Annotated in this window: 10 protein-coding genes; 5 read left to right on the top strand and 5 right to left on the bottom strand. The window is 66.0% G+C overall.

Annotated elements, in window-relative coordinates; translation table 11 throughout:
* Nucleotides 1-173: 173 nt before the first annotated feature.
* Nucleotides 174-1,286 (bottom strand): 3-isopropylmalate dehydrogenase, encoded by a 1,113-nt coding sequence (gene leuB, locus ACQR1Y_RS19575; protein ID WP_434857816.1) that lies wholly within the window; start codon nt 1,284-1,286, stop codon nt 174-176.
* Nucleotides 1,287-1,563: 277 nt separating this feature from the next.
* On the opposite strand from leuB, the gene ACQR1Y_RS19570 reads away from it, so the two are divergent.
* On the top strand, nt 1,564-2,784 hold the full coding sequence (locus ACQR1Y_RS19570) for a YbfB/YjiJ family MFS transporter (RefSeq protein WP_434877654.1): 1,221 nt from the start codon (nt 1,564-1,566) through the stop codon (nt 2,782-2,784).
* 151 nt (nt 2,785-2,935) lie between these two features.
* Here ACQR1Y_RS19570 and ACQR1Y_RS19565 read toward each other — a convergent pair whose 3' ends face one another.
* From ACQR1Y_RS19565 to ACQR1Y_RS19555, 3 genes are all read right to left on the bottom strand, one after another.
* Complete coding sequence (locus tag ACQR1Y_RS19565) at nt 2,936-3,718, bottom strand: molybdopterin-dependent oxidoreductase (RefSeq protein ID WP_434877655.1); 783 nt, start codon at nt 3,716-3,718, stop codon at nt 2,936-2,938.
* A gap of 14 nt (nt 3,719-3,732) precedes the next feature.
* The gene (locus ACQR1Y_RS19560) at nt 3,733-4,362 is read right to left on the bottom strand and encodes a cytochrome b/b6 domain-containing protein (protein WP_434877656.1); all 630 of its coding nucleotides are present in this window, start codon (nt 4,360-4,362) and stop codon (nt 3,733-3,735) included.
* Nucleotides 4,363-4,567: 205 nt separating this feature from the next.
* Nucleotides 4,568-5,122 carry a fasciclin domain-containing protein gene (locus tag ACQR1Y_RS19555; protein ID WP_434857820.1) on the bottom strand — a complete coding sequence of 185 codons (555 nt, stop codon included), beginning with the start codon at nt 5,120-5,122 and terminating at the stop codon, nt 4,568-4,570.
* Nucleotides 5,123-5,550: 428 nt separating this feature from the next.
* On the opposite strand from ACQR1Y_RS19555, the gene ACQR1Y_RS19550 reads away from it, so the two are divergent.
* On the top strand, nt 5,551-5,982 hold the full coding sequence (locus tag ACQR1Y_RS19550) for a hypothetical protein (RefSeq protein ID WP_434894312.1): 432 nt from the start codon (nt 5,551-5,553) through the stop codon (nt 5,980-5,982).
* 13 nt (nt 5,983-5,995) lie between these two features.
* Here the strand turns inward: ACQR1Y_RS19550 and ACQR1Y_RS19545 are convergent, their stop codons facing one another.
* Nucleotides 5,996-7,183, bottom strand: a complete 1,188-nt coding sequence (locus ACQR1Y_RS19545; protein WP_434877658.1) for a DNA topoisomerase IB — start codon at nt 7,181-7,183, stop codon at nt 5,996-5,998.
* Between the two features lie 378 nt (nt 7,184-7,561).
* Here ACQR1Y_RS19545 and acs point away from each other — a divergent pair, with 378 nt between their 5' ends.
* The 3 genes from acs (at nt 7,562) to ACQR1Y_RS19530 (ending at nt 12,390) form a co-directional block, all read left to right on the top strand.
* Nucleotides 7,562-9,508: an acetate--CoA ligase gene (gene acs / locus ACQR1Y_RS19540; protein WP_434877659.1), complete on the top strand. Its 1,947-nt coding sequence runs from the start codon at nt 7,562-7,564 to the stop codon at nt 9,506-9,508.
* Between the two features lie 164 nt (nt 9,509-9,672).
* A complete protein-coding gene (locus ACQR1Y_RS19535) occupies nt 9,673-10,197 on the top strand; it encodes a L,D-transpeptidase (RefSeq protein ID WP_434877660.1) in 525 nt (174 codons plus the stop codon).
* A gap of 162 nt (nt 10,198-10,359) precedes the next feature.
* Nucleotides 10,360-12,390 carry a methyl-accepting chemotaxis protein gene (locus tag ACQR1Y_RS19530; protein ID WP_434877661.1) on the top strand — a complete coding sequence of 677 codons (2,031 nt, stop codon included), beginning with the start codon at nt 10,360-10,362 and terminating at the stop codon, nt 12,388-12,390.
* Nucleotides 12,391-12,424 lie beyond the last annotated feature (34 nt).

Genomic DNA, 12,424 nt, shown 5'->3' with positions numbered 1-12,424 from the left:
CTCCTTCGAATCGGACGAAGCTTGCCTGTCAGGAATCAACCCGGTCTAGAATGTCAGGACTCAGCCCGGTTCATACCGGGTGGGGACCCCCACCCCCGACCCCTCCCCGCAAGGGGGAGGGGAGCAGACCGTCAGCGCGGCAACAGCCGGGCTCGAATGAGCGGCGGCACAGACTACGCCGTGAGCTTCTCCAGCTCCTTGATGATCGCCTCGCCCATCTGCGTGGTCGAAGCCGGGGTCGAGCCCTCGGCCTTGATGTCCGCCGTGCGCAGGCCGCTCGCCAGCACGGCGGCAATCGCGGCGTCGAGCTTGTCGGCGAGCGCGCCCATGTCGAAGGAGTAGCGCAGCGCCATGCCGAACGAGGTCAGCATCGCGATCGGGTTGGCGAGGCCTCGGCCTGCAATGTCCGGCGCCGAACCGTGCACCGGCTCGTACAGCGCCCGGCGCTTGTGGGTCTTGGCGTCGACCTCGCCGAGCGAGGCCGACGGCAGCATGCCGAGCGAGCCGGTCAGCATCGCCGCGATGTCCGAGAGCATGTCGCCGAACAGGTTGTCGGTGACGATGACGTCGAACATCTTCGGATATTTCACCAGGTTCATGCCGCCGGAATCGGCGAGCTGGTGCTCGAGCGTGACGTCCTTGTACTCGCGCGCGTGGACGGCCGTGACGACCTCGTTCCAGAGCACGCCCGACTTCATGACGTTGCGCTTCTCCATCGACGTCACCTTGTTCTTGCGCTTGCGCGCGAGGTCGAAGGCGACGCGGGCGATGCGCTCGATCTCATAGGTGTCGTAGACCTGGGTATCGACGGCGCGCTTCTGGCCGTTGCCGAGATCGGTGATGGTCTTCGGCTCGCCAAAATAGACGCCGCCGGTGAGCTCGCGCACGATCATGATGTCGAGACCCTCGACGATCTCGCGCTTCAGGCTGGAGGCGTCGGCGAGCGCCGGATAGCAGACGGCGGGACGCAGGTTGGCGAACAGGCCGAGATCCTTGCGCAGGCGCAGCAGGCCCGCCTCGGGGCGCACCTCATAGGGAACGCCGTCCCACTTCGGGCCGCCGACGGCGCCGAAGATGATGGCGTCGGCCGCCTTGGCCTTGTCCATGTCGGCTTCGGAGATCGAGGCGCCGTGCGCGTCATAGGCGGAGCCACCGACCAGGCCCTCTTCGGTCTCGAACGAGGCCAGCCCCTTGCCGTTCAGCCAGCCGATCAGCCGCTTCACCTCGGCCATCACTTCGGGGCCGATGCCGTCGCCGGGCAGCAGCAGGAGCTTCTGGGTCGCCATGGTCGTTGTCCTCGTAGGGCTTTTGTCATGCCCGGGCCTGAACCCGGGCCTCCATCATCTCTGGGCTGGATTGCCGGCTCGCCCCGATGGATCGGGGACGGCAGCCCGGCAACGACGAGAGTTGCAAAATCGGCGGAGTGCTAAAGCCCTCCTGCGTGGTTGGCAAGCCACCATTGCCGCTGCCCGTCTTCTGTCGCGCGGCGCCAGGCTATACGGTGCTCTGAAATGGCAGCCGGACAGCATGAATTGCCGGACATTCGCCGCGCCGGAGCATTTCTTGCCAAACTCACCCTCCGCCTCGACTCCGGGCCACCCGGCGTTGACCAATTTGACGCTGTCGCTCGGCCCCATCATCGGTCTCGGCATCGGCCGCTTCGCCTATGCACTGGTGCTGCCGGACATGCGCGACACGCTGCAATGGTCGTATTCGGCGGCCGGCTTCATGAACACGGTCAATGCCGCCGGCTACCTGATCGGCGCGCTGATCGCGTCGCAGGCGGCGCGGCGGTTCGGCGGGCTGGCCGCCGTGCGCGGCGGCACGGTGGCGGCTCTGGCGTCGCTCATGGTCTGCGCCATGACGGGCGACTTCGTCGCGTTGAGCGTGGCACGCCTGGTGACGGGGATCGGCGCCGGCGTGGCGCTCGTCGTCGGTGGTGCGCTGGCGGCGCGGGTCGCCCTGGCACGGCCGGCGCAGGCGAGCTTCGTGCTCAGCCTGTTCTATGCCGGGCCTCCGCTCGGCATCGTCGTCTCCGGCCTGATCGCGCCGTTCGTGCTGCAGGCCTTCGGGCCGGGCTCATGGTGGATCGTGTGGGCGGTGCTCGCCGGCGTCAGCGTGGTGCTGATCGTGCCGCTGATGCTGATGCGGCTGCCATCGAACGCCGCCATGCCGGAGACGCGCGCCGACCGTGTGTCACTGCGGCCGATGGCGATCTACCTGTTCGGCTACTTCCTCTATGGCGCGGGCTACATCGCCTATCTCACCTTCATGATCGCCTATGTGCGCGATCTCGGCGGCGGCGCCGCGGCGCAATCCGGCTTCTGGTGCCTGATTGGGCTGGCCGGTTTCACCACGCCCTGGGTGTGGCGCCGCGTGCTGGCGCTGGATCGCGGCGGCTGGCCGACGGCGCTGATCCTCACGGTGAATGCGATCGGCGCCGCCCTGCCCTCGCTCAGCCATTCGCCGGCCATGCTGACCTTGTCGGCGGCGGTGTTCGGCATCGCGTTCTCGACGGTGACCACCGCAACGACGGCATTCGTGCGCTTCAACCTGCCGCAAAGCGCCTGGCCGCGCACGATCGCGGCGCTGACCATCTCGTTCGGCGTCGGCCAGACCCTGGGCCCGTTCGCCGTCGGCGCGATCACCGATGCGATGGGCAGCCTGACCTACGCGCTGAACGTCTCGGCGGCGCTGCTGCTGCTCGGCGCGGTGATGGCCGCGATGCAGGGCAAGCTGAAGGCCACAGACCGCGCCTCACCAACGGTGTCGTCCCGGCCTTGAGCCGGGACCCATACGCCGCGGCGGATGTCATGGGCAAAATGCCAATGACCTGCCGGCCTCAAACCACTCCCTGTGGGTATGGGTCCCGGCTCAAGGCCGGGACGACAGCGGAGGGCGTGGCGGCGATCGCGATTCTATCTGGCAAAAGCGCTCAGCTCCCGCTGAACGAATTGTAGCCCTGGTCCTCCCAGTAGCCGCCCTTGTAGTCGTTGGTGACTTCCATCGCGACGACGTATTTGGGGTTCTTGAAGCCGAGCTTGGTGGGGACGCGGATCTTCATCGGGTAGCCATAGGCGCGCGGCAGGATCTGGTCGGCGAACTTGAACGTCATCTGGGTCTGCGGATGCAGCGCGGTGCGCATGTCCAGCGGCGAATTGTAGCCTTGGGAATCCGCGCAGTTGAACCAGACATATTTGGCGCGGGTGTCGGCGCCGACCAGCTTGAGGAAGTCGCGCAGCGGCGTGCCGGTCCAGGAGCCGATCGCGCTCCAGCCTTCGACGCAGATGTGGCGGGTCACCTGCTTGACCTGCGGCAGCGCGTGCAGTTCCTCGAGCGTCCACGACTTCTTGTTGTCGACGAGGCCGCGCACCTCGAGCTTCCAGTCGGCGGCATCGATCTCTGGCGCCTCGTCGAGCGTGTAGTAGGCGTTGAACGGGAACGGTTTTGTGATTGCGCTCTCCGGGAAGGTCGGCGCCAGCGCGTCCGGGTTGAAGATCCAGGACTGCACGGCGTCGTTGAACTTGGAGACCTTCTTGAGCAGCTCCTCGGCGCTGTCGCTGTCGACGACGTCGCAGCCGGTGAGCAAGGTCAGCGCGCCCAGGCTGGCGCCGCCGGTGATGAAGCGGCGCCGCGAGAGGTCGGGCATCGCCTTGATCGAATCCTTGATCAGCAGCCGCTTGTCGACGCCGGGAATGAGGAACGGACGCTTGGCCATGATGCAGTCTCCCCTTAGCGGCCGATGATCATCGCGCGCAGGCTTTTCGGCACCAGCAGCGCGAGCAGGATGTGGATGACCAGGAAGGCGCAGATCAGCGCCATGCAGACGAAATGAACGTAGCGCGCCGCCGGATAGTCGCCGAACAGCATGACCAGCCAGTGCAGCTGCACCGGCTTCCAGATCGACAGGCCCGAGAGCACCACGACAATGCCGACCAGGATGATGCCGAGGTAGAGCAGCTTCTGCACCGCGTTGTAGACGGTGAGGTCGGCATGCGACAGCTTGAAGGTCAGCGCGGCCTTGATGTCGGCGATGACGGCGGAGGGTGAGACCGGCAGCAGCTTGCGGCGGAACCGGCCGGTGGCAAGACCGGTGACGAGATAAGCGAGGCCGTTGAGCATCAACAGCCACATCGCGGCGAAGTGCCACAGCAGCGCGCCGCCGAGCCAGCCGCCCAGCGTGATGCTGCGGTCGAAGTGGAAGTCGAACAGCGGCGAGGCGTTGTAGATCTGCCAGCCGGACATGATCATCAGAATCATCGCGACGGCGTTGATCCAATGCATGACGCGGACCCAGGCCGGCTGGATCACCTTGGCTTTCTCGGTGCTGATCGTCTGATCGGTGGCGGCGATGCTGGACATGGCGGGCTCGGTGGTTCGGGGTGGTTCCAGGCAGATATACGCCAAACGAAGACCGGCCGTTACGCGCTCAAACCGGCAAATCGATGCTTTCGGAGCGATGGCGCTCACAAAAAAGCGAGCCGGGGTGGGCCCGGCTCGCTCGTGGTCACATCCGCGAGGAGGAGGAGGAGGAAGAAACGGATGCGACCGGTGTTTCCTCGCGCGATCAGGACGCGGGCAGCAGCACGGTGTCGATCACGTGAATCACGCCGTTCGACTGGTTGACGTTCGAGATCGTGACCGTCGAGGAGCCGCCCTTGGCATCCATGATCATCACGGTCTTGCCGTCACGCTTCACGGTGAGCTGCTCGCCCTCGACCGTCTTCAGCACCTGGCCGTCCTTCAGGTCGGCGGCCTCAAGCTTGCCGGGCACAACATGATAGGTGAGGATCTTGGTCAGGGTCGCCTTGTTCTCGGGCTTGACCAGGTTGTCGACGGTGCCGGCCGGCAGCTTGCCGAAGGCGGCGTTGGTCGGCGCGAACACCGTGAACGGGCCCTTGCCCTCCAGCGTCTGCACGAGGCCGGCGGCCTTCACCGCGGCGACCAGCGTGGTGTGATCCTTCGAGTTCACCGCATTCTGGATGATGTTCTTCGACGGATACATCGCCGCGCCCCCGACCATCACGGTCTTCTCCTCGGCGCTCGCGGGCGCGATGGCGATCGAGGTCAGCGACAGCGCGCTGAAGGCGGCGGCAGCGAGGAAGGCAATGCGCTTGGACATGGGTAGCTCCCTAAGGATGGCGCGGCAGGGCCGCGTGATGAGTTCGACGGCGACACCGATGCGGTTCAGAGCTTCGTGCTCTTGCGTCGTGTCGGGCCGAGCTACGCGTGCTTCGGGATGCGAGTTTCGCGGCAAAATTTAACGTGATCCGTGAAACCTCGGGGCATCGAGATCGTCTCGCCGACTCATTGACCGAGATGTCGCGCGCCGGAATGTCGCAGACCGCTGAACTCATCAGCACGGTGTCGGTCATTGGCCGATGATGACAGCGAGGACTCGGCCATTAACTACGATGCCAGCCGGGCCCGGTCGAAGCTGCCGAAAACATTGCGAGTAAGACTTTCTTAAGGTTGATTGGTCGTCACGGCGCCGGCTGCGGGAAGGGGATGTCCTGCACTGTCCGGCGCGATCGGCGGGGGTTTCCAACAGTGAACAGAACGATCTGGATTGCGGGGTTCTGCCTCGTGATAATCTGCTGCTTGCTTGCAACGAAGATGGTGCTGGCGGCGGTCACGCCCGGTGACATCGATCGCGACCTGGCCGGCGAGACGACGTCGGCGCTGATCCGCGAACCCGTTCCCGGCGTTGATACGCTGAGCGAGAGCGATCGGAGTTTTGAAACCCAGCCGTTCGAACTGAACGACGCCGCGCGTCTGCCGCTGGTGTCGAAGTCCGTGCGTGTCGACGGGCGCGGCGCAGCTGTGGCGCGCCGAACCAAGGTGCCGGCCAAGGCGGCCGTGCTGCGGCCCGCCAAGCGCAATCCTCAAGTTGCCAGGAGCGCGGCCGTGCCGTGCAAGCAGCTCGATCCGATCGCGCGCTTCCTTGCGTCGGCGAAAATCGGCCCGCGCTGCCAGGCCTAGTTGCTGCGCGAGATCAGGCCGAAACGGCCGTCACCACCTGCGCCAGCAATTGCTCGCGCTTCGTCTGCGAGCGCTGGCCCTTCATGGTCGCGGCGAAGCGTTCGAGAATGCCGTCCTCGAACGCGGTCACGATGGTATCGTGCACATAGCTCTTGCGGCAGATCGCCGGCGTGTTGGTGAGCTCGTCGGCGGCGGCGCGGATCGCTTCCAAAATCTGCTTCTTGCGGCCGCGCGCGCTCGCAGCCGGCGTGATCCGCGACAGCGTCTCCAGCGCGACGGCCGAGGCCATCAGCGTGCGGAAATCCTTGGCCGAGATCTTGATGCCGGCGATCTCGCGCAGGAACGCGTTGACCTGCGTGGTCGAGACGGCACGCACCACGCCCTGCGCGTCGCGATACTGGAACATACGACGGCCGGGCAGGCCGCGCAGGATGCCGACGGCGCGGACCAGCTTGGCGGCATCGCATTCTTTGCGCACCGCCTTGCCGCCCTTGGCCTTGAAGGTCAGCACCAGGCAATCGTCTTCCAGAAGAACGTTCGACTTCAACAGCGTCGCGGCGCCGCGGGTGCCGTTGAGCCGCGCATAGGACTCGCTGCCGGGACGGATCGCGGTGCGCGCGATCAGCTCGATCACGGCGGCCAGCGCGAACTCGCGCGTCGGCTCCTCGCTGCCGAGATGCTTGGACACGGCGCGGCGGATGCGTGGCAGCGCGCCGACCAGCTTGGCCAGCCGATGCGCCTTGCGATGCTCGCGCACCTTCTCCCAATCGGTGTGATAGCGGTATTGCAGCCGCCCGGCGGCATCGATGCCGACCGCCTGCAGATGCGAGCTCGGATCGGCGGCGTAGCGGACCTCGCGATAGGCCGGTGGAACCGCCATCGCGTGCAGCCGGCGGATCGTGCCGGCGTGGCGGATCTGCGTGCCGTTGGCGCGGATGAAGGTGTAGCTCTTGCCGCGCTTGATGCGGCGGATCGTCAGCTCCGACTGGTCGCCGAGCTTCAGCCCGATACGTTTCGCCAGTTCCTCGACCGTCGTCTTGGCGGAGCCTTGCGCATTGGCGGTCTTGGCGTGGGCCAGATCCTTGAGCGTGAGCTTGCGGCGCCCCGGCTTGGGCGGCCACTGGCCCAGCGCCTTTGCGAGCGCGACCTCGGCATCGGCCGGGCCGACCCGTGAGCTCTCGAAATTCTGCTGGTCCATCATTGCTTTAGACGCCCTGCCGCCGGTCTTATCCGCTCAATGCCCCGGCCGTCGTTTTGGTTCCGGCCGGGTTATCCACAGCTTCCAGGCGATTTAGGGCGTCACAACGCGGATGGCGAGTCCCTAAATTCAGGCAGATCGGTTACCGGATACCGCAACCCTGCCCGATTCGGGGTAACCTTGACGATCGGCTGGCACGATCACCAACAGTGCGGCCGACGCTGTCGCAACCTCCGCGCACAAATCTTTGATCCTGCGCAGACCGCCTCCCCGCCGAAGGTTCTACTTGTCCTGCCTTGTCGCCGCCGGTTACGCGGACGCATAGTGGGAACAACGACGGCCTGCGCTGGACCACGGCGGGCCGCATGCGGAGGGTGTGAAATGTCCGAGAAGATCTACGACGTTCCGGCCGAGTGGACGAAACGCGCCTTTGTCGACGACGCCAAGTACCAGGAGATGTACGCGCGCTCGATCAAGGACCCGAACGGCTTCTGGGCCGAGCAGGCCAAGCGCGTCGACTGGATCCATGCGCCGACGAAAATCGAGAACGTCTCCTACGCCCCCGGCAACATCTCGATCAAATGGTTCGAGGACGGCGTCCTCAACGCCGCCTACAACTGCATCGACCGCCACCTCGCCACCCGCGGCGACCAGACCGCGATCATCTGGGAAGGCGACGATCCCTCGCAGTCCAAGCACATCACCTATCGCGAGCTGCATGACGAAGTGTGCAAGATGGCCAACATCCTGCGCAACCGCAACGTCAAGAAGGGCGACCGCGTCACCATCTATCTGCCGATGATCCCGGAGGCGGCCTATGCGATGCTGGCCTGCGCCCGCATCGGCGCCATCCACTCGGTGGTGTTCGCCGGCTTCTCGCCGGACTCGCTGGCGCAGCGCATCAAGGATTGCGACTCCAAGGTCGTCATCACCGCCGACGAGGGCCTGCGCGGCGGCCGCAAGGTGCCGCTGAAGGCCAATGTCGACGCGGCGCTGAACAAGGTCGACAATGTCGACTGGGTCGTGGTGGTCAAGCGCACCGGCGGCAAGGTCGAGATGAACCCGACGCGCGACCTCTGGTACCACGAGGCCGCGGAGATGGTGACGACCGAGTGCCCGGTCGAGCACATGAATGCGGAAGATCCGCTGTTCATCCTCTACACCTCGGGCTCGACCGGCCAGCCCAAGGGCGTGCTGCACACCACCGGCGGCTATCTGGTCTATGCGTCGATGACGCATCAATACGTGTTCGACTATCACGAGGGCGACGTCTACTGGTGCACCGCCGACGTCGGCTGGGTCACCGGCCACAGCTATATCCTGTATGGGCCGCTGGCCAACGGCGCCGTCACGCTGATGTTCGAAGGCGTGCCGAACTATCCGGACAATTCGCGGTTCTGGAACGTCATCGACAAGCACAAGGTCAACATCTTCTACACCGCCCCGACCGCGATCCGCGCGCTGATGCAGGGCGGCGACGAGCCGGTGAAGAAGACCTCGCGCGCGTCGCTCCGCCTGCTCGGCTCGGTCGGCGAGCCGATCAATCCGGAAGCTTGGGAGTGGTATCACCGCGTCGTCGGCGACAGCCGCTGCCCGATCGTCGACACCTGGTGGCAGACCGAGACCGGCGGCATCCTGATCACGCCGCTGCCGGGCGCGACCAAGCTCAAGCCGGGCTCGGCGACGCGGCCGTTCTTCGGCGTGGTGCCGGAGATCGTCGACGCCGACGGCGTCCCGCTCGAAGGCGAGTGCACCGGCAATCTCTGCCTCACCCGCTCCTGGCCGGGCCAGATGCGCACCGTGTATGGAGATCATGCCCGCTTCGAGATGACCTACTTCTCGACCTACAAGGGCAAATACTTCACCGGCGACGGCTGCCGCCGCGATGCCGACGGCTATTACTGGATCACCGGCCGCGTCGACGACGTCATCAACGTCTCCGGCCACCGCATGGGCACCGCCGAGGTCGAGAGCGCGCTGGTCGCGCATGCCAAGGTCTCGGAAGCCGCCGTCGTCGGCTATCCCCACGACATCAAGGGCCAGGGCATCTACGCCTATGTCACCCTGATGGCCGGCGAGACGCCGAGCGAGGAGCTGCGCAAGGAGCTCGTCGCCTGGGTGCGCAAGGAGATCGGCCCGATCGCCTCGCCCGACCAGATCCAGTTCGCGCCGGGCCTGCCCAAGACCCGCTCCGGCAAGATCATGCGCCGCATCCTGCGCAAGATCGCCGAGGACGAGCCGGGCAGCCTTGGTGACACCTCCACGCTGGCCGATCCCGGCGTGGTCGACGACCTCGTCCAGCACCGGCAGAACCGCAAGCAGGCGTAGGCGCGCTCCACCCCAATTACCGACATTGTGGCGCTCCCGCGGCGAAATTCCGCGGGAGTGTTGTTTTCAGGTCATTTACTCGCAGGCGAAGTTTTCCTTTCCTCAAGCCATCCGAGCGCTCGGGCTGGAGCGCGCACCGAACGCGATCAGGTGAGGGGATGGCAATGCGGACTGGAACGATCAGGCAGGCGGCCGCGATGGCCGCCGCGGCAATCGCAATCACGATGGCGGGCATCGGGACAGCGTCGGCCCGGCCCGAACTGGTCCCCATCGCCGGCGACTATTCGCCCGGCACGATCGTCGTGAAGACCGGCGAGCGGAAGCTCTATCTGGTGCTCGATGGCACCCACGCCATGCGCTACACGGTCGGCGTCGGCAAGGCCGGCCGGCAATGGGCCGGCACCACCAAGATCGACGGCAAATACAAATATCCGGCCTGGGCGCCGCCGGCGGACGTCAAGCGCGACAAGCCGAACATTCCCGACGTCATTGCCGGCGGCTCGCCGCAGAATCCGATGGGCGTCGCGGCGATGACGCTGGCCGGCGGCGAATACGCGATCCACGGCACCAACGTGCCGGGCTCGGTCGGCGGCTTTGTCTCCTATGGGTGCATCCGCATGCTCAATACGGATATCACCGACCTCTACGAGCGGGTGTCGATCGGCACCAAGGTGGTGGTGACGCGCTGAAGAATGCCCGGCCGATGCAGGGGATATGCAGCCGTAGAATAGAGTTCCCTCTCTGCGGTTCCCGACGGGAACTTTTTACCTGTAGTTGTACGGCCTGAGGTATTTATATCTTCTTTAATCTTGGTTGAGCCTACTACCCAGATACAACTCTGGGGAGTGGGAATGTTCGGCTTACATTTCAAGATCGGGACAAAGCTCGGGATTACGGCGGGGATCGGTGTGATCCTGGTCGCGGGCATGCTGGCCAACCAGATCGTCGGCAATCAATCGATCGCCGAGCTGACTCGCCTCGCCGTGATCAACATGGCCAACAAGTCCAACGCGCAAGGGGCCGATGCGGCGCTGCTGCGCGCGCAGCTCAACCAGCAGGAGATCGCCCGCGCCGCAACGCCTGAGCGGCTGCAGAGCAGCCTGCAGGCGCTGCAGACCAACCTCGCGGCGGCCGGCAGTGAAGTGGAAGCCGCCCGCCAGCGCGCGACCCGCGCCGTGGCGCAGCAGCTGTACGCGGACATTCGCCAAGCCATCGACAAATCCGCCGCAGCCGGAGCCGATTTCGCCAAGGCGCGCGGCGAGGTGCTCGCCAAGACCGCGGCCCGCAGCCAGGCCTTAGATGCCTGGAAGCGCAGCTTTCCCAAGCTGACGAGCCTGCCCAGCCTGCTCGCCTCCCCCGTGCATTTCAGCATCGAGTCCGAGCTGCGCACGGCTGATGCCGCCATGGCGTCGATCAACGCGGCGAGCTGGCGTTACGGGACCAACGCGGATCCGGCGCAGCGCGACGTCGTGACCGCGGGGCTGGAGACGCTGCTCGCCGATCTCGGCAAGTCCCGCGAGCTCACCAACAACAAGGACATCCAGGCCGGCATCGACGAGCTCATCAGCATCGCGACCGCGTTCAAGACGGCGGCGCTGGACTACTTCAAGGCCGACGAGGCCAGCCGGCGCATCTTCGACGAGACAGTGGTCACGACAGACCAGGAGATCAGGAAGCGTCTCGGCGAAGGCGTCAAGATCGCGACCGACATGCTGTCGCTGCGGCAGAGCCAGCTGTCGGCCGAGATGGAGCGCGTCGGCAACGTCGCGATCCTGGTCGGCGCGCTGGTGGTACTGATCCTGATCGGCTCGGCGGTGTTCTCGTCGCTGACCATCGCCCGTCCGATCCGGCGCGTCGGCGACGTTCTGCTCGAGCTCGCCGGCGGCAACAAGGCGGTGGAAATTCCCTACACGCAGCGGGGTGACGAGGTCGGCGACAATGCGCGCGCGGCCCGCACCTTCAAGGACAATCTGATCCGCATCGAGCAGATGGAGCAGGACCAGAAGAACCAGGAAAAGATCGCGGCCCAGCAGCGCAAAGCGGAGATGATGAAGCTCGCGGACGCCTTCCAGGCAGCCGTCGGCGGCATCGTCACCACCGTATCGTCGGCCGCGCATCAGCTCGAAGGCGCCGCGGGCACCCTCTCGGGCACCGCCAACCAGACCCAGTCGTTGTCCAGCATGGTCGCCGCAGCCTCGGAGGAAGCCTCGACCAATGTCGGCGCCGTGGCCTCGGCGACCGAGGAGATGAGCGCCTCGGTCACCGAGATCAGCCGCCAGGTCCACGATTCCAGCCGCATCGCCAATGAGGCGGTCAGGCAGGCCGAACGCACCGACGGCCGCATCAACGAGCTGCAGTCGGCCGCGGGCCGGATCGGCGATGTGGTCAAGCTGATCACCGCGATCGCGGAGCAGACCAACCTGCTGGCGCTGAATGCGACCATCGAGGCCGCGCGCGCCGGCGAGTCCGGCCGCGGGTTCGCGGTCGTCGCGAGCGAGGTCAAGGCGCTCGCGGCGCAGACCGCCAAGGCCACCGAGGACATCGGCACGCAGATCGCCGGGATGCAGGCAGCGACACAGGAGTCGGTCGCCGCGATCAAGGAGATCGGCGCGACCATCACGCAGATCTCCGACATCGCTGCGACCATCGCCGCCACCGTCGAACAACAAGGCGCCGCGACGCGCGAGATCGCCCGCAATGTCGGCGAAGCCGCCAAGGGCACGGCGGAGGTCGCGCAGCGGATCACGGAGGTCAACCGCGGCGCCAGCGCCACCGGAACGGCCTCGGGCCAGGTGCTCGACTCCGCGCGCTCGCTGACGCTCCAGAGCAGCAATCTCAAGGTGGAGGTCGAGCGATTCCTCGACACCGTGCGCGCCGCCTGATCGACCGGCGCGGTCGCCCGCGATCGCGCCCCGC

Source organism: Bradyrhizobium sp. HKCCYLRH3099, from assembly GCF_051167855.1.
Taxonomy (GTDB): Bacteria; Pseudomonadota; Alphaproteobacteria; order Rhizobiales; family Xanthobacteraceae; genus Bradyrhizobium.
The sequence above is the reverse complement of the archived record's forward strand: the minus strand, read 5'-3'. Positions and strand labels throughout refer to the sequence as shown.

Excerpts from the sequence above, each read along its gene's own strand:
- ACQR1Y_RS19535 (WP_434877660.1), top strand. The coding sequence starts at position 9,673 with ATGCGGACTGGAACGATCAGGCAGGCGGCCGCGATGGCCGCCGCGGCA.
- ACQR1Y_RS19545 (WP_434877658.1), bottom strand. The coding sequence starts at position 7,183 with ATGATGGACCAGCAGAATTTCGAGAGCTCACGGGTCGGCCCGGCCGAT.
- ACQR1Y_RS19560 (WP_434877656.1), bottom strand. The coding sequence starts at position 4,362 with ATGTCCAGCATCGCCGCCACCGATCAGACGATCAGCACCGAGAAAGCC.
- leuB (WP_434857816.1), bottom strand. The coding sequence starts at position 1,286 with ATGGCGACCCAGAAGCTCCTGCTGCTGCCCGGCGACGGCATCGGCCCC.
- acs (WP_434877659.1), top strand. The coding sequence starts at position 7,562 with ATGTCCGAGAAGATCTACGACGTTCCGGCCGAGTGGACGAAACGCGCC.
- ACQR1Y_RS19530 (WP_434877661.1), top strand. The coding sequence starts at position 10,360 with ATGTTCGGCTTACATTTCAAGATCGGGACAAAGCTCGGGATTACGGCG.
- ACQR1Y_RS19565 (WP_434877655.1), bottom strand. The coding sequence starts at position 3,718 with ATGGCCAAGCGTCCGTTCCTCATTCCCGGCGTCGACAAGCGGCTGCTG.
- ACQR1Y_RS19555 (WP_434857820.1), bottom strand. The coding sequence starts at position 5,122 with ATGTCCAAGCGCATTGCCTTCCTCGCTGCCGCCGCCTTCAGCGCGCTG.